This is a genomic window from Streptomyces sp. NPDC002386, assembly GCF_053593175.1.
In genome coordinates, this window is the sequence record NZ_JBSFBX010000014.1 from 208,558 (window position 1) to 229,182 (window position 20,625).

The 20,625-nt window shown below is 73.2% G+C and carries 15 protein-coding genes; 6 read left to right on the forward strand and 9 right to left on the reverse strand.

What is annotated here, in order from left to right:
• Window positions 1-22: 22 nt before the first annotated feature.
• From ACWCPN_RS26815 to ACWCPN_RS26850, 8 genes are all read right to left on the reverse strand, one after another.
• The gene (locus ACWCPN_RS26815; protein ID WP_451210951.1) at window positions 23-946 is read right to left on the reverse strand and encodes a S66 peptidase family protein; all 924 of its coding nucleotides are present in this window, start codon (window positions 944-946) and stop codon (window positions 23-25) included.
• The gene (locus ACWCPN_RS26820; protein ID WP_451210954.1) at window positions 943-2,895 is read right to left on the reverse strand and encodes an LpqB family beta-propeller domain-containing protein; all 1,953 of its coding nucleotides are present in this window, start codon (window positions 2,893-2,895) and stop codon (window positions 943-945) included. The genes ACWCPN_RS26815 and ACWCPN_RS26820 overlap by 4 nt, the downstream gene beginning before the upstream one ends.
• A 15-nt stretch (window positions 2,896-2,910) precedes the next feature.
• Entirely contained in the window at window positions 2,911-4,215 is a 1,305-nt protein-coding gene (locus ACWCPN_RS26825; RefSeq protein ID WP_451210957.1) for a M20/M25/M40 family metallo-hydrolase, read from the reverse strand.
• On the reverse strand, window positions 4,208-5,041 hold the full coding sequence (locus tag ACWCPN_RS26830) for a M55 family metallopeptidase (protein WP_199212694.1): 834 nt from the start codon (window positions 5,039-5,041) through the stop codon (window positions 4,208-4,210). The genes ACWCPN_RS26825 and ACWCPN_RS26830 overlap by 8 nt, the downstream gene beginning before the upstream one ends.
• Window positions 5,042-5,116: 75 nt before the next feature.
• Window positions 5,117-5,836 (reverse strand): class I SAM-dependent methyltransferase, encoded by a 720-nt coding sequence (locus tag ACWCPN_RS26835; protein WP_451210960.1) that lies wholly within the window; start codon window positions 5,834-5,836, stop codon window positions 5,117-5,119.
• Between the two features lie 139 nt (window positions 5,837-5,975).
• Window positions 5,976-8,453, reverse strand: coding sequence for a SpoIIE family protein phosphatase (locus ACWCPN_RS26840; RefSeq protein WP_451210962.1), 2,478 nt, complete (start codon window positions 8,451-8,453; stop codon window positions 5,976-5,978).
• A 155-nt stretch (window positions 8,454-8,608) separates the two neighbouring features.
• A complete protein-coding gene (locus tag ACWCPN_RS26845) occupies window positions 8,609-11,014 on the reverse strand; it encodes an MFS transporter (RefSeq protein ID WP_451210965.1) in 2,406 nt (801 codons plus the stop codon).
• A gap of 172 nt (window positions 11,015-11,186) precedes the next feature.
• Window positions 11,187-11,630, reverse strand: coding sequence for an SRPBCC family protein (locus ACWCPN_RS26850; protein WP_451210968.1), 444 nt, complete (start codon window positions 11,628-11,630; stop codon window positions 11,187-11,189).
• Window positions 11,631-11,765: 135 nt separating this feature from the next.
• Between ACWCPN_RS26850 and ACWCPN_RS26855 the strand changes: the two genes are divergently transcribed.
• The 3 genes from ACWCPN_RS26855 (at window position 11,766) to ACWCPN_RS26865 (ending at window position 15,117) form a co-directional block, all read left to right on the forward strand.
• Complete coding sequence (locus ACWCPN_RS26855) at window positions 11,766-12,806, forward strand: Rv2578c family radical SAM protein (RefSeq protein WP_392401179.1); 1,041 nt, start codon at window positions 11,766-11,768, stop codon at window positions 12,804-12,806.
• A 135-nt stretch (window positions 12,807-12,941) separates the two neighbouring features.
• Window positions 12,942-14,513, forward strand: coding sequence for an alpha/beta hydrolase (locus tag ACWCPN_RS26860; RefSeq protein ID WP_451210971.1), 1,572 nt, complete (start codon window positions 12,942-12,944; stop codon window positions 14,511-14,513).
• A 79-nt stretch (window positions 14,514-14,592) separates the two neighbouring features.
• Window positions 14,593-15,117, forward strand: coding sequence for an N-acetyltransferase family protein (locus ACWCPN_RS26865; RefSeq protein WP_451210974.1), 525 nt, complete (start codon window positions 14,593-14,595; stop codon window positions 15,115-15,117).
• A gap of 7 nt (window positions 15,118-15,124) precedes the next feature.
• On the opposite strand, the gene ACWCPN_RS26870 is transcribed toward ACWCPN_RS26865, so the two are convergent.
• Complete coding sequence (locus tag ACWCPN_RS26870) at window positions 15,125-15,706, reverse strand: adenylosuccinate lyase (protein WP_451210977.1); 582 nt, start codon at window positions 15,704-15,706, stop codon at window positions 15,125-15,127.
• Window positions 15,707-16,081: 375 nt separating this feature from the next.
• Here ACWCPN_RS26870 and ACWCPN_RS26875 point away from each other — a divergent pair, with 375 nt between their 5' ends.
• The 3 genes from ACWCPN_RS26875 (at window position 16,082) to ccrA (ending at window position 20,614) form a co-directional block, all read left to right on the forward strand.
• The gene (locus ACWCPN_RS26875) at window positions 16,082-17,887 is read left to right on the forward strand and encodes a 3-hydroxyacyl-CoA dehydrogenase family protein (protein WP_365123858.1); all 1,806 of its coding nucleotides are present in this window, start codon (window positions 16,082-16,084) and stop codon (window positions 17,885-17,887) included.
• A 118-nt stretch (window positions 17,888-18,005) separates the two neighbouring features.
• Window positions 18,006-18,845 carry a TetR family transcriptional regulator gene (locus ACWCPN_RS26880; protein ID WP_199212685.1) on the forward strand — a complete coding sequence of 280 codons (840 nt, stop codon included), beginning with the start codon at window positions 18,006-18,008 and terminating at the stop codon, window positions 18,843-18,845.
• Window positions 18,846-19,276: 431 nt separating this feature from the next.
• A complete protein-coding gene (gene ccrA / locus ACWCPN_RS26885; protein ID WP_199213714.1) occupies window positions 19,277-20,614 on the forward strand; it encodes a crotonyl-CoA carboxylase/reductase in 1,338 nt (445 codons plus the stop codon).
• Window positions 20,615-20,625: the final 11 nt, after the last annotated feature.

Genomic DNA, 20,625 nt, shown 5'->3' on the forward strand with positions numbered 1-20,625 from the left:
GCGGGGCCCGGCCGGTCCCGGGTCAGCGCAGGGCGGGCTCGTCCAGCGTGAAGGTCCCGGCATCGGCGTCGAGTTCGGCCGGCACCCCGAACGGCACCGTCAACGCCCCGTCGCAGTGCCCGAATCCGATCTCCTCGACGACCGGCACCCCGAGCCCGCCGAGCCGGTCGGCGAGGACCGCGCGGAGCATGCCGTACGGGCCGCAGTCGTGCCAGGAGCCGAGCCCGATCCCGGCGACGCCGTCGAGCCAGCCGGAGCGCAGGAGCTGGGTCAGCAGCCGGTCCACGCGGTACGGCTCCTCCCCCACGTCCTCGAGCAGCAGCAGTCCGCCGCGGGCGCCGGGGTGGGCCAGGGGCGTGCCGAGGTCGCTGGCCAGCATGCTGAGACAGCCGCCGAGGGTCACCCCGCGGGCCCGCCCGGGTGCCAGGGCGGGCCGGCCGGAGGCGAGGGTGCGGACCGTCTCCGGGGCGAACAGGGTGGCCCGCAGATGCTCCTGCGCCCGGGCGCTCTTGATGAAGTCGGCGCCCGCGGCGGCCGGCCCGTGCAGGGTGACCAGGCCCAGCCGGGTGGCGAACGCCTGGTGCAGCACGGTGATGTCGCTGAAACCGACGAACACCTTCGGCCCGGCCGCGCGCATCGCGTCCCAGTCGAGCAGATCGGCCATGCGCTGGGCGCCGTACCCGCCGCGGGCGCACAGCACCGCGTCCACGGCCGGGTCGCACCAGGCGTGCTGCAGGTCGGCCGCCCGGTCGGCGTCGGCACCCGCCAGGTGGCCCAGCTCCCCGTGCCGGTCCAGCACATGGGGCGCGACCACCGGATCGAGGTCCCAGCCGCGCAGCACGTCGAGACCGGCCTGGAGCCGTTCCTCGGCCACCGGCCCGCTGGGCGCGACGACGGCCACCCGCGCGCCGGGGGCCAGCCTCTCCGGCCGGTCGAGTTCCCTCATGAGCCCAGCTCCAGCTTCGGCACGGCGGGGGTCGGGTCCAGCCCGAACACCTGTGCGTACAGGGACAGTTCGGCTTCCAGGGCGCGCACCATGGTGTCGGCCCGCCGGAAGCCGTGCCCCTCGCCCTCGAAGGTCAGGTAGGCGTGCGGCACCCCCCGGCCCTCGATGCCGGCGAGCAGGCGCTCGCACTGGGCGGGCGGGCAGATCACGTCGTCCAGGCCCTGGAGCAGCAGGAACGGCGCGGTGAGCCGGTCCGCGTGCGCGGTGGGCGACCGCTCGGCGTACCGGTCGGGGACCTCGGCCAGCGGACCGATCAGCGACTCCAGGTAGCGCGACTCGAAGTCGTGGGTCTCCCCCGGCCCCCAGGTGGCGAGGTCCAGGACGGGGTAGATGATCGTGCCGCAGGCGTACACGTCCGTCCCGGTCAGGGAGGCGGCGGTGGTCCAGCCGCCCGCGCTGCCGCCCCGGATGGCGAGCCGGCCTCGGTCGGCGGTGCCCTCCTCGGCGAGGGCGAGGGCGACGGCCGCGCAGTCCTCGACGTCGACCACGCCCCACTGCTCGCGCAGCCGCTCCCGGTAGGCGCGGCCGTACCCGGTGGAGCCGCCGTAGTTGACCTCGGCCACTCCGATGCCGCGCGAGGTGAAGTAGGCGATCTCCAGGTCGAGTACGCACGGCACCCGGCCGGTGGGGCCGCCGTGCGCCCAGATGACGTACGGCGGCAGTTCGCCGTCGGGGGCGGTGCGGCCGGGGTGGTGCGGCGGGTAGACGTGGGCGTGCACCTCGCGGCCGCCGGGGCCGGTGAAGACACGGGTCTCGGGCTCCGGGTAGTACGCGGGGTCCACGGCGTCCCGGTGGCGGGCTCCGATGGCCCGGGCGCGGCCGATCCGGGTGTCCAGTTCCACCACTTCGGGCCCGGTGCGCGCGCCGGCCCCGACCGCGACGACCCGTTCGCCGTGGACCGCGAGGCTGGGCCCGAACTCGGTCCACGGTCCGGCGGCGTCGACGACCTCGCCGGACTCGGGGTCCAGTATCCCGAGCACGGCGGCGCCGCGGCCGTGCACGACCGCGACTAGGCCGTTGTCCAGGGGCGCGAACCAGTTCAGGCCGAGCTTCCACAGCGGCCCGGCGAACTCCTCCTCGCGTGGGCAGAGCGGGGCGCCGTCGCGGTACAGGTTCCACCAGCCGCCGCGGTCGCCGGCGTACAGCAGGGCGCCGTCGGCGGCCCAGTCCACCTGCGCGACGGACTCCTCGGGGCCGCCGGCGACGGTGCGCACCGAGTGCAGGGTGCCGTCGTCACCGACCTCGCCGACGAGCAGTTCCGTGCCGTCCCACGGCATCCGCGGATGGTCCCAGGCCAGCCAGGCGGCCCGGCGGCCGTCGGGCGAGATCCGGGGGCCGGTGACGAAGCGGTGCCGTTCGGGGGTGAGTTCGCGTACGGCGGCCCGGTCACCGGCGGCCGAGCCGTCCAGCGGTACGGCGGCCAGGACGCGCCGGACGTCGTCCGGTCCGTCGCCGGTGAACTCCTCCAGCACGCACCACACTTCCCCGCGGGCGAGGTCCACCCGGGGCTCCGCCCAGCGCAGTCCGCCCCCGACGGGCGAAAGCGGGGTGAGTGGGCGGGGTTCGCCGCCGGGCTCGTACCGGTAGAGCCGCTGGTCGGCGAAGTTCGCGAACACCACCAGGGGCGCGCCGTCCCGGACCGTGCCAGTCCACGGCCGGCCGCCGTACTCGATGACCCGGGTGCGCACGTTCCACGGCGCGGGCAGCACCGACTCCTCGGTGCCCTCGGCCGTGCGCCGCACCAGGGCCCGGCGGCCGCCCTCGGCGGGCCGGGGCTCGGTCCACCAGACCTCGTCGCCGACGAAGCCCACCCACTCCGGCTGCCCGTCGTGCGCCGCGGCCAGCGCCGCGTCGATCGGCGAGGGCCAGGAACCGTACGGCTGCTTCATGTCGTCCCCCATCGTCTAGGCCGTCCGCAGGAACCGGTCGAGGACACGGACGCCGAAGTGCAGCGCCTCGACCGGGACGCGCTCGTCGACGCCGTGGAAGAGCGCCTGGTAGTCGAGATCCTCGGGCAGCTTCAGCGGCGCGAAGCCGTAGCCGGTGATGCCGAGCCGCGAGAACTGCTTGGCGTCCGTACCGCCGGACATGCAGTAGGGCACCACGTGTCCCTCGGGCGCGAACTCCTCCACGGCCGCCCGCATCTTCGCGTAGGTGGGCGAGTCGAGGGGGGCCTGCAGGGCGACCTCGTGGTGGGCGAACTCCCAGTCCACGTCCGGCCCGGTGAGCCGGTCGAGGGTGCTGCGGAACTCCTCCTCGCCGCCCGCGAGATACCGTCCGTCCACGTAGGCCACCGCCTCGCCCGGGATGACGTTGACCTTGTAACCGGCGTCCAGCATCGTCGGGTTGGCGCTGTTGCGGACGGTGGACTCGACCAGCTTGGCGGCCGGGCCCAGCTTCCTCAGCAGCCCGTCCACGTCCTCGAAGTCGGCGTCGACGCCGTACAGGGCGGCGAGTTCACCGAGCGCGGCCCGCACGGTCGGGGTGAGCCGCAGCGGCCACTCGTGCTCGCCGATGCGGGTGACGGCGGCGGCGAGCCGGGTGACCGCGTTCTCCTTGTTCACCTTGGAGCCGTGCCCGGCGCGGCCGCGCGCGGTCAGCTTCAGCCAGCCGGTGCCCCGCTCCCCCGCGGCGATCGGGTAGAGCTGCCGCCCGGAGCCGTCGTGGAAGGTGAAGGCGCCCGACTCGCTGACGCCCTCGGTGCAGCCCTCGAACAGCTCGGGGTGCTCGTCGGCGAGGAACCCGGAGCCGTCCTCGGCGCTGGCCTCCTCGTCGGCGGTGAACGCGACGACGACGTCCCGGCGGGGCCGGACGCCCTGCCGGGCCCAGGAGCGGACGACCGCGAGGATCATCGCGTCCATGTTCTTCATGTCGACGGCGCCGCGCCCCCACACCACGCCGTCGCGGATCTCGCCCGAGAACGGGTCGACGCTCCAGTCGGCGGCCTCGGCGGGCACCACGTCGAGGTGGCCGTGCACCAGCAGCGCGTCGGCGGACGGGTCGGTACCCGCGATCCGGGCGACCACGTTGGTCCGCCCCCGGGTCCGCTCCAGCATCACGGGGTCCAGGCCCGCCCCGGCCAGCCGCTCGGCCGCGTACTCGGCCGCCGGCCGCTCCTGGCAGTCGCCGCCGCCCCGGTTGGTGGTGTCGATGCGGATCAGGCCGGAGGTGAACTCCACCACCTCGTCCAGTGCCTGCTGGTCAGCCATACTGCTCCTCCACTGCGGCCGAGACGATCGTGGTGACCGCCTTGAAGGTCCGGATTCCCTCGTACATGGTGTCGCTGGTGTACGCCACCTTGCGCTCGCCCACGCGTGCCACGCCCGGCACGACGGTCGCGGCCATCGCCAGGTGCTCGGCGTCGAACTCGACGGCGACCGTGAACGGGCCGCCGGGCACCGGCTCGTACCGGACGGCGAGCTGCGCTGCCTCCTTGGCCGCGGCGCGGATGTCGGCCGCGGTGCGGGCCGGGGTACGGCAGACCGCCGCGTACCGGGACACATGGTCCTTGACCGCGACCTTCCGCGCCTCGGGCGCGTACCCGAGGGCGTCCTCGCAGGCCAGGTCGTCGCCGGTGACGAGCACGACGGGGACGCCGTACTCGGCGACGACGTGCGCGTTGAGCAGACCCTCACTCGCGCGGACGTCGTTCACCCACACCCCGGTGATCTGGTTCGCGAGGTAGGTGTGGGCGAGGACGCCCTCCATGCCGGCGCCCGCGTGGTAGCCGATGAACGCGATGCCGTCGACGTCGCCGTGCTGGACGCCCTCCACCATGGAGAGCGACTTGTGCCGCCCGGTGAGCATCTCGACCCGCTCGTCGAGCTGCTCCAGGAGCAGGTTGCGCATGGTCCAGTGGGCCTCGTTGACGAGCACCTGGTCGGCGCCGCCTTCGAAGAAGCCGAGCACGGCGGCGTTCACGTCGGAGGTGAACATGGACCGGCACCGCTCCCACTGCGGCGTCCCCGGGAGCACGTCGGCCGGCCAGGTGACGCCGGTGGCACCCTCCATGTCCGCACTGATGAGGATCTTCATGCACCGCACGTTACGCGGTGCCCCGGGGCGGCGGCTACGACCCCCGTGCGCAGGACCGCCGGCCCCGGGACCTCGTCACTTGCCGGCGAGCACGAACCAGCGGGCGGGCAGGTCGATGCGGGTGCCGTCGGCCAGGTGCTCGGTCTGCGGCACGGTGGTCTCGCCGGTGGCCAGTATCTCGAGTCCGGCCTCGCCGAGCAGGCGCGGTATCTCCTCGTCGTCGGCGTCGGCGGGCTTGAGACCGTGGTGGAAGACCCGGCGCAGCTTGGGACCCGGTCCCTCGGGCCCGCCGGCGGCCTGCTTGAGCACGTCGCGGGACCCGGACGTCAGCTCCACCACGAAGGCGCGTCCGTAGGTGCCGAGAAGCTCGGCGACCGCGGCGGCCACCGCGGCGCGGGCGTGCGGCTCGCTCTGGTGGATCACGGCGCGCATGTACACATGGGTGTCGCCGAGCCGCTCGTGCAGCTCGCGTACGGCGCCGCCGTCCGTCAGGTCGAGCTGCTGGAACTCGACCGGGCCGCCGTCCGTGGCGCGCCGGGCGTGCTCGACGGCCGCGTGCGAGAGGTCGACGCCGACGGCGCGGGCGAACCGGGTGGCGAGGAAGCGGGTCTGGGTGCCGTTGCCGCAGCCCAGGTCCACTATGGTGCGCCCGGTGTCGGCGTACGGCAGGAGCAGCTCGCTGTGCGGCTCGGCACTCAGGGACGGGTCGGAGTCCCAGATCGCCTCTCCCGTACCGTCGGCGGTCTCCCGCCAGTAACTCTCCCAGGAGTTGCGATAGTTGTCCGAGACGTTCATGGCGATCTCCCCACGGTCGGTTGCGTGATCGGGATATCGCGCCGGCCGTGTGCGGGGCAAGAGGCCGGAGGCCACCTTCACCGGATGCACGGACCGCGGCCGTCGCGGGGAGCGCGCGGAGCGGACGGCGCGCCCCCGCTCATCGCCCGTCGGTGAGGCCCTGTTCGAACCAGACGGTCTTGCGGTGTCCGGTGGCGCTGGCACCCCACTCGCGGGCCAGCCTGCTGACCACCCGCAGTCCGCGCCCGGCCTCGTCGTACGCCCCCGCGGCGAGCATGCTGGGCAGGGCGGGTTCGTCGTCCGTGACCTCGAACAGCAGCGCGTCGGTGCGGACCACGCGCAGTCCGACCCGGCCGCCTCCACCGTGCCGTACGGCGTTGGTGACGACCTCGCTGACCAGCAGTCGCGCCGTCTCCACGGCCTGCGGCAGCTCCCAGTCCAGCAGCCGGTCGCGGACCAGGCTACGGGCCCGGGCGACCTCGCCCGGGTCCGCGTCGAAGTGCCACTCGGCGACGTGGTCGCCGGGGATGCCGTTGAGCCGGGCCATGAGCAGGGCGACGTCGTCCTTGCGGCCGCCGTGCGTGTTGAGGGCCCGGATGATGGTGTCGCAGGCGTCGTCCATCGAGGCCGCGGGATGGGCGGCGGACTCGCAGAGCGCGGCCAGGCCCTCACCGATGTCGGAACCGCGCACCTCGACCAGGCCGTCGGTGCACAGCACCAGCCGGTCACCGGGCGCGACCCGGACGACGGTGGCCTCGAAGGGGACGCCTCCCACGCCTATGGGCGCCCCGGTCGGCAGGTCGAGCAGTTCGCTGCGGCCGTCCTCGGCCCGCACCAGCACGGGCGGGATGTGCCCGGCGTTGGCGAGGTGCAGTTCGCCGCGGATCGGGTCGTAGACCGCGTAGAGGCAGGTGGCCAGGTAGTTCTCGCCGAGCCGGCGGGCGAGGTCGTCGAGGTTGCGCAGCAGTTGGGCGGGCGGGGTCTCCATGGTGGCCATGGTCTGCACGGCGGTGCGCAACTGCCCCATCATCGCGGCGGAGTTCAGGCCGTGGCCCATGACGTCGCCGACCACGAGGGCGGTGCGGGAGCCGGGCAGTTTGATGGTGTCGAACCAGTCGCCGCCGATCCGGCCGAGGCGGGCGCCGGGCAGATAGCGGGTGGCCACGTCGCAGCCGGCCATCCGCGGGGTGACCTGCGGCAGCATGCTGTCCTGCAGGGTGTCGGCGACGTTCTCCTGGTACGTGTACATACGCGCGTTGTCGAGCACCAGGCCCGCGCGGGCGGCGAGTTCGGCGCCCGTGGTGCGGTCCATGTCGTCGAACGCGGCGCGGTCCGGGCGGCGCATCAGCACCATGAAGCCGAGGACGACGTTGCGTGCCTTGAGCGGCACGATCAGCAGGGAGCGGCCGCCGATGAGCGGCCTGAGGTCCCGCTTCTCGAACTCGCCCGAGATGCGGTCGGACAGCTCCTCGGTGACCTTCGGTATCAGCACCGGCTCGCCGGTCACCATGCACTTGTAGAACGGGGTGTGCTCGGGGAAGGCGAACGTCTCGCCGACCGGCACGGTGTCGTCCCAGCGGCCCGGTTCGTCGTTGTGCTCGACCCAGACCCGGTGCATCACCGTGCTCGCGTCCGGCGGGCCGTCCGGGAAGCCCTCGCCGGCGAGCACCGCCGAACGCAGGTGGGTGCCGGCGAAGTCCGCGAACCGGGGCACCGCGGCGCTGGTGACCTCGCGGATGGTCTCGCCGAGGTCGAGCGAGGTGCCGATGCCGGAGCTGACCTCGTTGAGGAACTCCAGCCGCTCGCGCACGGCGGCGTACTCGAGGTCCCGCTCGGCTCCGGCCGGGATCACGGGCGCGGTCCGCTGCTGCGGTACGACGACCTCGGCGCGGCTGCGGCCGGGGCGGCGCGGCACACCCCAGTACGGGGTGACGGGCACGCGGTCGAACTGGCTGAACTCCAGTACGGGATAGCCGAGTTCGAGGATCTGGGAGACGATGCGGCCGCTGAGGTCCGGGCCCATGTTGGGCAGGATCTCGGGGAGCCGGCGCTCGAGTTCGTCGGAGGCTGGCAGTTCGGTGTGGCGGGCGAAGCCGGGCGAGATGTGCTCGGCCGTCTCGTCGTCGTAGCCGCGCTCCTCGCGCAGCCGGGCGGCGTCGGCGGCGAGCACCAGCAGCCGGAACGGGCCCGGGCCGACCAGGGGGTAGGCCCACCAGAGCACGTCGATCCGCTCGCCGTCCTCCGCCGCGGCCCCGGACCCCCCGTCCTTGTGCGGGAACTGACGGGCCCGGCCGGCCGCCGGGTAGGCGGTACGGCCGCCGAGGGAGGCCTCCAGATCGGGGCCGAGCCCGTCGTACGCCTCGTAGGGGCCGTATGCGTCCGGCATCGCGTCGCCGTGCGGGTCGTCGGAGAGCGCGCCGGAGACCGGCAGCAGATCCACCGCGGGGCGGCCGACCGCCTCCTGCCGGCCGACGCCGAACAGGCGGCCCGCGCCGCTGCTCCAGTGGGACACCAGACCGTCGCGGTCGACGACCACCACGGCGAGCGGAATCCGTCCTGCCGCGGCGTCGCCGGCGCCGCGGCCGGGAGGTGTGTCCCGCTCGCCGCCATGGTCCATGGCCCCGGCCCTCTCTCCCCACGGCTGTTCGCAAACGATCTGTGCCGCCCGCCCACTACGGTACGGGGGCCGCCGGTCGCGATGTGCGGCAATCCTGGAATTGGATTCACCGGACCGCCCCGGCGCGCAGCTCGGCGCTCTGCGGGCGCCCCCCGTCAGTCCTCGTGGCCCAGTTGCAGATCGCGCTCCGTGCGGCCGCCGCCCGCCACCTGCAGAACCGTTGCGACCGGCGGGTAGCCCGCGGCGATGACCGTGTACTCGCCGGAGGACAGGTCCACGAACCGGAACGCCCCGTCGGCTCCGGTGGTGAGGGTGTCCACGACGTTCCCGGCGGCGTCCAGGAGCGTGACGCGGGCGTCCTCCACCGGGCGGCCGCCGCTCGCCCGGACGGTGCCCCGCAGTACCGCGCCGCCCGCGAGTTCCACGTCCTGCCGGGTCTCCCGGGCGGCCTGCACGGTCACCGGGAGCGCGGCGGGCCGGAAGGCGGGCGCGCTGGCGGCGAGGGTGTACTCGCCCGCCACCAGCTCGGTGATGACGTATCCGCCCTCACGGCCGCTGCGGGTGCTGGCGACGACCTCGCCGTGCACGTTGGTGAGGGTGACGGTGGCGTCCCGGACGGGGCTGCCGTCGGCGGTGAGCACGCTGCCGGCGAGGCGTCCGGCGCCGCCGAGGACGACGTCGAGTTCGACGGGCCGCTCGCCGACGGTGACGGAGACGGCCTGCGGCTGGTGGCCGCCGGCGGCGGCGATCAGCACGTACGAGCCGACGCCGGGCGTGGCGAGCGCGTACCGCCCGTCGTCGCCGCTCGCGCCGCGCCCGATCTGCTGTCCGGCGACGTCGATGAGGGTGAGCGCCGCACGGGGCACCACGGTCCCGTCGGGGTGCTGCACCGTGCCGCAGACCGGGACTCCGGCGGCGTGCGGCGAGCGGGGCGCCCCGGCCGGGGCCTGGTGGCGGGCCTGCGGAATGGGGGTGGTCACGGGCTCGGTTTCGGCGGCGTTGTGGGACACCAGCGGTTTCTCCTTGAGGAAGAAGGCGATGAGCAGGCCGAGGACGAGCACCGGGACCAGGTAGAGGAAGATCCGGGGCATCGCGTCGGCGTAGGCGCGGATGTAGGCGTCGCGCAGCGCCGGCGGGAGGGCGTGCACGAGCTGCGGGGTCAGGGACTCGGGGTCGGGCAGGGCGGCGCCCGCGCGCGGCGGCAGTTCGCGCCGCAGGGCGTCGGTGAGCCGGCCGGCGAAGAGCGTGCCGAAGACGGCGGCGCCGACGCTCCCGCCGATCTGCCGGAAGTAGTTGTTGGCGCTGGTGGCGGTGCCGAGGTCGGCGGGGCGCACCGAGTTCTGCACGGCGAGCACCAGGACCGGCAGCACCAGGCCGATGCCGGCGCCGAGGACGGCCATCCAGATGCTGTAGTACAGCCGGGGCGTGTCCACCTCCAGCCGGGACAGCAGCCACATCCCCACGGCGGACAGGGCGCCGCCGAGGACGGGGTAGAGCCTGTAGCGCCCGGTGTGGCTGATGAGCTGGCCGCCGATGATCGAGGCGCCGACGATGCCGGCCATCATGGGCAGCATCAGCAGCCCGGACTCGGTGGCGCTGGCCCCGTCGACCATCTGCAGGAAGGTCGGCAGATAGCTGGCGGCGCCGAACAGCGCCACGCCGGTCACCAGGCCGACCAGGCCGGTGACGTTGAAGACGGAGTCCCGGAACAGCCGCAGCGGGATGAGGGGTTCGGCGGCGAAGTGCTCGGCGACGAGGAAGAGGACGGTGGCGGCGAGGGCGCCCGCGCCGAGGCCGATGATCTCCCGTGAGTCCCAGGCGTACTCGGTGCCGCCCCAGCTCGTGAGCAGCACCAGGCAGGTGGAGGCGGCGGCGAGCAGCAGCGCGCCGGGCACGTCGAGGCGGGCGCGGACGCGGGGCCTGGGGAGTTTGAGGACGGCGCTCACCACGGCGAGGGTGACCAGGCCGAAGGGGACGTTGACGTAGAAGCACCAGCGCCAGGACAGATGGTCGGTGAAGTAGCCGCCGAGCAGGGGACCGGCGACGGAGGCGACACCGAACGCGGCGCCGATCAGGCCCATGTAGCGGCCGCGCTGCCGGGGCGGCACGATGTCGGCGATGATCGCCTGCACCCCGATCATCAGTCCGCCCGCGCCGACGCCCTGGACGGCGCGGAAGGCGATGAGCTGGTCCATGCTCTGCGCCCGCCCGGCGAGCGCGGAACCGGCCACGAAGACCAGGATCGCGAACTGGAAGACGCCCTTGCGGCCGAAGAGGTCGCCGAGCTTGCCGTACAGCGGCAGTCCGATGGTGGCGGTGAGCAGATAGGCGGTGATCGCCCAGGACATCTTGTCCAGCCCGTGCAGCTCACCGACGATCTTCGGCAGCGCGGTGGCGACGATCATCTGCTCCAGCGCGGCGAGCAGCAGCGCCAGCATCAGCCCGAGGAAGACCAACCGCACGCGGCGCGCGCCGAGTTCGGGTGCCTCCGGCACCGGCGGCGCGGGTGTCCCCGGGGGTGCCGTCACCGGCTCGTCCCGCACCAGAGTCGTCCCACCCACGTACCGCTCCCCTCGTCGCACCTGTCACACAATTACCGCGCGAGACGACAACTGCGGACAAGTACGGCGAGTTACGGCACAAGCTCGGAAGGGATGCGAATCCACTCGAACCGGTGAGGGCACAACACCCCTCCACCGGACGGTGTTTGGGGTCAGGCGTGGACGCGCCCGGTCACTTCTCGACTTCGCGCGCCAGGTTGGCGAGGACGGCGTCGTAGATCCGGCCGAGACCCTTGGGCGCGAAGGTGCGCTCGAAGAAGCCGCCGATGCCGCCGGCGCCCTGCCAGGTGGTGGTGACGACGACCCGGGAGCCGCCCTCGCCGGCGGGGGTGACGCGCCAGGTGGTGACCATGGAGGAGTTGCGGTCCTTCTCGACCAGCTCGCCGTCGGTGGGCTCGCTGACCTCCAGCAGGCAGTCGCGCACCCGCTTGCTGGTGGCCTGGAGCTTCCAGCGGACGAGGGTGCCCTCCCCGTCGCCGCCCTCGCGCACCTCGTACTCGCTGAAGTGCTCGGGCAGCAGCCGCTGCCGCGTGCCGCTGTAGTCGGCGAGGGCGTCGAACACCTTCTCCGCGTCCGCCGCGACGACCCGCTCCGTAGTGGCCTCGACCTGCGCCATTGCGTTCCTCCAGGACCAGTTTTCTCGAAGTGGGAGCAAGCCAACCACCCCGGTGCCCGGCCGCCCAAATCGGGGGTCGCACGATCATGGGAACAGATGTTCTATTCTGTGCGGCAGTGCTACCGAGGAGGCCTCATGCGCTGGGAGAACCTCACAGGCGAGCCCGAACACCGCCGGGCCGACCCCGCCCTGTTCGGCGCGGACGCGGTGACCACCCGCACCTTCGACACGCCCGAGTTCGCCGGGATCACGTTCCACGAGGTCCGGGCGCGCTCGATCCTGAACCGGGTGCCGGGTGCCTCCCGGATGCCGTTCGAGTGGACGGTGAACCCGTACCGCGGCTGCACGCACGCGTGCGTCTACTGCTTCGCCCGCAGGACGCACGGCTACCTGGACCTCGACACGGGCGTCGGCTTCGACACCCAGATCGTGGTGAAGGTGAACGCCCCCGAACTGCTGCGCCGTCAGCTCGCCTCCCGGCGCTGGCAGGGCGACCACGTGGCGATGGGCACCAACGTCGACTGCTACCAGCGCGCCGAGGGCCGCTACCGGCTGATGCCGGGCATCATCTCGGCCCTCACCGAGCACGCCAACCCCTTCTCGATCCTGACCAAGGGCACCCTGATCCTGCGCGACCTGGAGCTGCTCACCCGGGCCGCCCGGGTGACCGACGTCGGGATCTCGGTGTCGGTGGGGTTCACCGACACCGGGCTGTGGCGCACCGTGGAGCCGGGCACGCCCGCGCCCGAGCGGCGGCTGGACGTGGTCCGGGTCCTCGGCGAGCACGGCATCGGCTGCGGGGTGCTGATGGCGCCGGTCATCCCCTTCCTGAGCGATCACCCGGACCGGCTCCGGGAGACGGTGCGGGCGATCGCGGCGGCCGGGGCCACCTCGGTCACGCCCCTGGTGCTGCACCTGCGGCCGGGTGCGCGGGAGTGGTTCACGGCGTGGCTCGGGCAGCACCACCCGCACCTGGTGCGCCGCTACGAACGGCTGTACGCGGAGGGCGCCTACGCGCCCAAGTGGTACCAGCGCCGCATCACCCGTCAGGTGCACGAGCTGGCCCAGGAGTACGGCATCGGCCCCGGGCGCGCGGGAGCGGCCCGGCGGATCCGTCCTGCCGGGGCCGCCGAGGAGCCCGCCGCCGCGGAGCCGACCCAGCTCACCCTCCTCTGAGAGCGTTGGAGGGCATCCCTCGGCCCAACCGGGTCAACTATCGGCGGAACGGGTTCTGCGGGGCGTCGTTTCCGGGACGATCCGGCGAGGACCGTGATCACACGGTTCGCGTCACCCTCCGTCCCGGGAGGACCCATGAGGACACGCGCAGCCGTGCTGTGCGCAACCGCCGCCATGGTGGCGGGCTCGGTCACGGCCGTCCCCGCGCAGGCGGCCCCCACCGCTCCGGCGCCGAAGCTGACCTGGAAGAAGTGCGGCACCGACGACTACCCGGCCCTGCAGTGCGCGACGCTGAAGGTGCCGCTGGACCACGCGCGGCCCGCCGGCCGGCAGATCACGCTCGCCCTGTCCCGCGTCCCGCACACCGCCCCGACCTCCCAGGGCCCGCTGCTGGTCAACCCCGGCGGCCCCGGCGGCAGCGGACTGAGGCTCGCCGGCTACGTGGCCTCGGCCCTGCCCAGATCGGTGGCGGCCCAGTACGACGTCATCGGCTTCGACCCGCGGGGCGTGGGGAAGAGCACGCCCGCGCTGGACTGCTCGAAGGGCCGCTTCACGCCGGTGCGGCCCGACACCGTGCCCGCCACACCCGCGCTGGAGCGGACGAACCTGGAGCGCGCCCGGTCCTTCGCCGCCGCCTGCGGCCGCAAGTACGCGGACGTGCTGCCGTACATCGACACCGTCGACGCCGTACGTGACATGGACGCCGTGCGCCGGGCCCTGGGCGCGCCGCGCATCAGCTACTTCGGCTACTCCTACGGCACCTATCTGGGCGCGGTGTACGCCAAGCTCTACCCCGAGCGGGTGCGGCGCCTGGTGCTGGACTCGATCGTGGACCCGACGGGCGTCTGGTACGAGGACAACGTCGGCCAGGACTACGCCTTCGACGCCCGGCACCGCGCCCTGATGGCGTGGATCGCCCGGCACGACACCACGTACCGGCTCGGCAAGGACCCCGCGAAGGTCGAGGCCAAGTGGTACGCGATGCGCGCGGCCCTGGCGAGGAAGCCGGCCGGCGGCAAGGTGGGCGCCGCCGAACTGGAGGACGCCTTCATCCCCGGCGGCTACTACAACGGCTACTGGCCGCACCTCGCGGCCGCGTTCGCGGCGTACGCGAACGAGGGCCGGACCGGGCCGCTGGTGAAGGCGTACCAGGACTACGGCGCGGTGGACGGCCCGGCCGACAACGGGTACAGCGTCTACGCGGCGGTGCAGTGCCGTGACGTGTCCTGGCCGCGCGACTGGAACCGCTGGCGGACGGAGACCTGGGGGGTGTACGCGAAGGCGCCCTTCATGGCCTGGAACAACGCCTGGTACAACGCGCCGTGCGCGTTCTGGCCGACCGGGGCGCTGCGGCCGGTGGACGTCGCCAACACGAAGCTGCCGCCGGCGCTGCTCTTCCAGGCGACCGACGACGCGGCGACGCCGTACGCGGGCGGGGTGACGGCCCACCGGCTGCTGGCGGGCTCCCGGCTCGTGGTCGAGCAGGGCGGCGGCAACCACGGCATCAGCCTCAGCGGCAACGCGTGCCTGGACCGCTACCTGGCCGACTACCTGTCCGACGGCAGACTCCCGCGCCAGGCCGGCACGGCCGGGGCGGCCGACGCGGTCTGCGAGAGGTCGCCGGACCCCGTACCCCCGTCCGGCAAGGCGGCCCCGACGGCCTCGCGCGGCGCGGAGCTGCACCGGCTGCTGGGCTTCCGCGGCTGACCGGCCGGCCCGGCCCCGTGTCGGCCGGGCCGCCGGATATTCACGGGCGCCGGGCGGACCGGTTCCCTAGGGTGCGGTCATGGACGACCCCTCCCTGAGCATCCGCCCGATGGTCCTCGGCGACTGCGACCGTGTCTCGGAGATCCGGATCCGGGGCTGGCGGCACGCCTACCGCGGGCTCATGCCGCAGCCGTATCTCGACGCGCTGGACGTGGCCCGGGACGCCGAGCAGCGGCGGACCTGGTTCCAGCAGGGGAACGGCGCGGTGGTGAACCTGGTCGCCGAGCGGGGCGGCGAGGTGGTCGGCTGGGCGGCGTGCGGGCCGTACCGCGACGGAGAAGTGCGCACCGGGGACGCCGAGTTGTACGCCGTCTACGTCGACCGGGACCACCTGGGCACCGGGGTGGGCCGGTCCCTGCTGGCGGAGGCGGTCGAACGGTGCGCCGGCCACCCTCGCATGTTCCTGTGGGTGCTGAGGGAGAACACCCGCGCCCGCCGCTTCTACGAGCGGGCCGGCTTCCGCTGGGACGGCGCCGAGGAGCCCTTCGAGGCGGGCGGCGAACTCGTGCCCGAGGTGCGGTACGCCCGGGTGCTGGGCGGCTGACCCGGCGTCACTTGTGCGCCTGGCGCGGGATGCGCGCCAGTGCGCGGACCGCCGCCTCGGCGAGCGCCGGGTGCGCGAGGGCCTCGCCCAGCACCCGCCGGGCGCGGGCGTCGCCGAGCGCGCCGAGACCGTCCACGCAGGCGAGGGCCACCCGCCGGTAGGGGTCGTGCGGGCGCAGCCGGCGCTCCAGGGTGGTGATCAGCGCGGGCACGGACTCCGGGGCGCGCAGCTCGACCAGGAGCCGTACCGGGTGCAGGGCGTAGGCGACGCGCAGTTCGTTGGTGGCGAGGGCCGCCGCGGCGCGGGCCGTGCGCGGGTCGCCGAGCCGGGCGAGGGCGTGGGCGGCGGAGGCGCAGCGGGGCGGGTCGCGGTGGTTGAGCAGCAGCACGAGCGCTTCGAAGGCGCGCCGGTCGCCGGCCCGGCCCAGCCGGAACGCGGCCAGTTCCCGGGCCCACAGCGGCTGTCCGGGCGCGGTGAGCACCTCGGCCAGTTCGTCGTGGTCCGCGGTCGCCAAGAGCCGCTCGTAGCCGGGCGAGGCGTGCGACTCCTGCCGTAAGCGTTCCGTGAGCGATCGCAACTCTTCGTCCACGGGGCCAGCGTAGGCCGGTCGCCGGGGCGGAGGGAGCTACATCACAAAGTCGGCTGCGGCGCGGGGCTGGCGCGCTCGTTACTGGCCGGTTAAGCTCAGACGAGCGAGTTACCCACTCGCAGTTCGCTCACGACGGTTTGGTGACGCAGCCGTCGTGCGCCGGTCGGTTCGGTACCTCGGTACCGCAGTACGACCCGGCTCCGGGACAGGGCCGGTCGGATTCCGCCGTTCCCGGGCGTGTGCACGCCCGTGGTGCCGGCACCGGGCGTGTGCGCCAGCAGCCCGGCAACACCCGCACTCCTCTCCGCCCCGGTGTGCGCCTTCGGGCGCACCCGGCGCGTTCCCAGTCGTCACCCTCATTCCTGGAGTCCCGCGATGGCCACTCCCCTGTCCGACACCCCTCTGTCCCCGCTCAAGACGATCGCCGTCGTCGGCCTCGGCACCATGGGCACCGGCATCACCGAGGTTCTCGCGAAGGCGGGCCGCGAGGTGATCGGCATCGACGTCGCCGAGGCCCAGACCGCGCGGGCGCTCGCCGCCCTGGAGGCCGCCACCGCCCGCGCCGTCGAGCGCGGCCGGCTGACCGAGCAGGACCGCGCCGGCGTGCTGGCCCGGGTCCGCCTCTCCACCGACCTGCGCGCGGCGGCCGACGCCGACCTGGTCATCGAGGTGGTCCCGGAGTCGTACGAGATCAAGCACCAGATCTTCCGTGAGCTGGACGGCATCGTGCGCCCGGAGACCATCCTCGCGACCGGCACCAACGCGCTGTCCGTGACCCGTCTCGCCGCCGACTCCGCGCGCCCCGAGCGGGTGCTGGGCCTGCACTTCTTCAACCCGGCCCCGGCGATGAAGCTGGTCGAGGTCGTCTCCTCGGTGCTCACCGCGCCGGCCGCGGTCGCCGCGGTGACGGACCTCGCGATCGAGCTGGGCAAGGAGCCGGTCGCGGTCGGCGACCGCCCCGGGTTCGTCGCGGACGGGCTGCTGTTCGGCTACCTCAACCAGGCCGCCGCGATGTACGAGGCGCGGTACGCCTCCCGCGAGGACATCGACGCCGCGATGCGGCTCGGCTGCGGTCTGCCCATGGGCCCGCTGGCCCTGCTGGACCTGATCGGCATCGACACCGCGCGCACGGTCCTGGACGCCATGTACGCCGAGTCCCGCGACCGGCTGCACGCGCCCGCCCCGATCCTCAAGCAGCTCAGCGAGGCGGGCCTGACCGGCCGCAAGTCCGGGCGCGGCTTCTACACCTACGAGGCGCCGGGCAGCGCGACGGTCGTGCCGGACCCGCTGACGCCGGCCGCCGGCGGCACCGGGGCCGAGGGCCGTCCGGTCCGCTCCGTGGGCGTCGCGGGCTCGGGCACCATGGCCTCCGGCATCGCCGAGGTCTTCGCCAAGGCGGGTTACGAGGTCGTCCTCGCCGCCCGCAGCGAGGAGAAGGCGCAGACCGCGAAGGCCCGTATCGGCAAGTCGCTTTCGCGCTCTGTCGACAAGGGCCGGATGACGGCCGAGGCGGCCGCCGAGACGCTGGGCCGCATCACCCCGGCGGGCTCCTACGACGCCTTCGCCGACGTCGACCTGGCGGTCGAGGCGGTCGCCGAGGACCTGGAGGTCAAGCGGCAGCTCTTCGCCGCGCTGGACAAGGTCTGCAAGCCGGGCGCGGTGCTCGCCACCACCACGTCCTCGCTGCCCGTCGTCGCCTGCGCCCGCGCCACCTCGCGCCCGCAGGACGTGATCGGCATGCACTTCTTCAACCCGGCCCCGGCGATGAAGCTGGTCGAGGTCGTGCGCACGGTCCTCACGGCCGACGACGTGCACGCCACGGTCCGCGAGGTCTGCGGGCGCATCCGCAAGCACGCCGTCGACTGCGGCGACCGGGCCGGCTTCATCGTGAACGCGCTGCTGTTCCCGTACCTCAACAACGCGATCAAGATGGTCCAGGAGCACTACGCGACGCTGGACGACATCGACGCGGCGATGAAGCTCGGCGGCGGCTACCCGATGGGCCCGTTCGAGCTGCTGGACGTGGTCGGCCTGGACGTCTCGCTGGCGATCGAGAAGGTGCTGCACCGCGAGTTCCGCGACCCGGGGCTGGCCCCGGCGCCGCTGCTGGAGCACCTGGTGGCCGCGGGCTGCCTCGGCCGCAAGACCGGTCGCGGCTTCCGCGAGTATGCCCGCCGCTGACGGCGCCGGGGACTGGTCCCGCACGGAGACGGACTGGGGCGGACTGCTCGGCCCAGCGGGAACTCCCCCGCCCCTCGCGGGCGGGGGATCCCCCGGACCTGCGCATTCTGCCGCGCACATGCAGTACGTTCGGGTCATGCCCCAGCCCGCCAAGTCCTCACGTACACCAGCCACGCCCGACGCACCGGAAAGTGCCGCAGGCAGCCGCGCCGCCGCCCAGCGGCTGAAAATGCGCCGAGAGCTGGCGGCCGCAGCGATGGAACTGTTCGCGACCAAGGGGTACGAGGCGACCACCGTCGACGAGATCGCGGCCGCGGCCGGGGTCGCGCGCCGCACCTTCTTCCGCCACTTCCGCTCCAAGGAAGAGGCGATCTTCCCGGACCACGACGACACCCTGATCCGCGCCGAGGCGGTGCTCAACGCCGCTCCCGCGCACGAGCATCCGCTCGACACGGTGTGCCGCGGCATCAAGGAAGTCATGAGGATGTACGCGGCCCGGCCGGAGATCTCGGTCGCCCGCTACAAGCTCACGCGCGAGGTACCCACCCTGCGCGAGGCGGAGATCGCCTCGGTGGCCCGCTACGAGCGTCTGTTCACCCGCTATCTGCTGGGCCACTTCGACGAGCACGCGCACGCCGACGACGCCAACGACGACCCGCTGCTCGCCGAGGTCGCCGCCTCCGCCGTCGTCACCGCCCACAACCACGTCCTCAGGCGCTGGCTGCGGGCCGGCGGCCAGGGCGACGTGGAGGCACAGCTCGACCACGCCTTCGCGATCGTGCGCAAGACGTTCGGCACCGGTATCGGCGCCGGCCGCGGCCCCGCGCCCGCACCGGCGGCCACCACGGCGCCGGCGACGGTCTCCGCGCACGGTGAGGTGCTGGTGACGGTCGCCCGCACCGACGCCCCGCTCGACGAGGTCATGCGCACCATCGAGGAGGCGCTCAAGGAGCGCTGAGACACCGCGTGCCCTGTGATGACGGCCACCCTTCGGGGTGGCCGTTTTGGCATGTCAGGGGCGCTTTTCAGCGGGATTTCGGAGCCCGTTCGATCGATCATCGCTCATTTGTTACGTAAAGATTTCATCTGAGAGCAGCTTCTGGCACTCAGTGCCTTGCGGCATGACACGCGGTGTCATACGTTGAAGGAGTCCGGGCGGCCGGCGCGCAGAGACCATTCGTGCGCCGGCTGTCCCCGCAAGCCGGACGGCCTGCGCGCCCGGACGCCTGCGTCACAGGCAACCTCCCGCGCCACAAAGCGCTGCCGAAGCACCACCCCCGCCGAACCGACGGCACACCCTCAAAACCCTCAGCAGCACTCCCAGCAGCACCGACGATCCCCCAGCGCCCCTCCCTCAGGGCGCTCACCGCCGGAGGCAACACCGTGACCGTGAAGGACATCCTGGACGCGATCCAGTCGAAGGACGCCACGTCCGCCGACTTCGCCGCCATGCCGCTCCCCGAGTCGTACCGCGCGATCACCGTCCACAAGGACGAGACGGAGATGTTCGCGGGCCTGCAGACCCGTGACAAGGACCCGCGCAAGTCGATCCACCTGGACGACGTGCCGCTGCCCGAACTGGGTCCGGGCGAGGCCCTGGTGGCCGTGATGGCCTCCTCCGTCAACTACAACTCGGTGTGGACCTCGATCTTCGAGCCGCTGTCCACCTTCGGGTTCCTGGAGCGCTACGGGCGCACCAACGAGCTGGCCAAGCGCCACGACCTGCCGTACCACATCATCGGCTCCGACCTCGCCGGCGTCGTCCTGCGCACCGGCCCGGGCGTCAACGCCTGGAAGCCCGGTGACGAGGTCGTCGCCCACTGCCTGTCCGTCGAGCTGGAGTCCTCGGACGGCCACAACGACACGATGCTCGACCCCGAGCAGCGCATCTGGGGCTTCGAGACCAACTTCGGCGGCCTCGCGGAGATCGCCCTGGTGAAGTCCAACCAGCTCATGCCGAAGCCCGGCCACCTGAGCTGGGAGGAGGCCGCGGCCCCGGGCCTGGTGAACTCCACCGCCTACCGCCAGCTCGTCTCCCGCAACGGCGCCGGCATGAAGCAGGGCGACAACGTCCTCATCTGGGGCGCGAGCGGCGGCCTCGGCTCCTACGCCACCCAGTTCGCCCTCGCCGGCGGCGCCAACCCGATCTGCGTCGTCTCCAGCGAGCAGAAGGCGGACATCTGCCGCTCGATGGGCGCCGAGTCGATCATCGACCGCAACGCCGAGGGCTACCGGTTCTGGAAGGACGAGAACACCCAGGACCCGAAGGAGTGGAAGCGCTTCGGCAAGCGCATCCGCGAGCTCACCGGCGGCGAGGACATCGACATCGTCTTCGAGCACCCCGGCCGCGAGACCTTCGGCGCCTCCGTGTTCGTCACCCGCAAGGGCGGCACCATCACCACCTGCGCCTCGACCTCGGGCTACATGCACGAGTACGACAACCGGTACCTGTGGATGTCGCTGAAGCGGATCATCGGCTCGCACTTCGCCAACTACCGCGAGGCCTGGGAGGCCAACCGCCTCATCGCCAAGGGCAAGATCCACCCGACCCTGTCGAAGGTGTACTCCCTGGAGGACACCGGCCAGGCCGCCTACGACGTGCACCGCAACCTGCACCAGGGCAAGGTCGGCGTGCTGTGCCTCGCCCCCGAGGAGGGCCTGGGCGTGCGCGACGAGGAGATGCGCGCCGAGCACATCGACGCCATCAACCGCTTCCGGAACATCTGAGGACCCGGAGG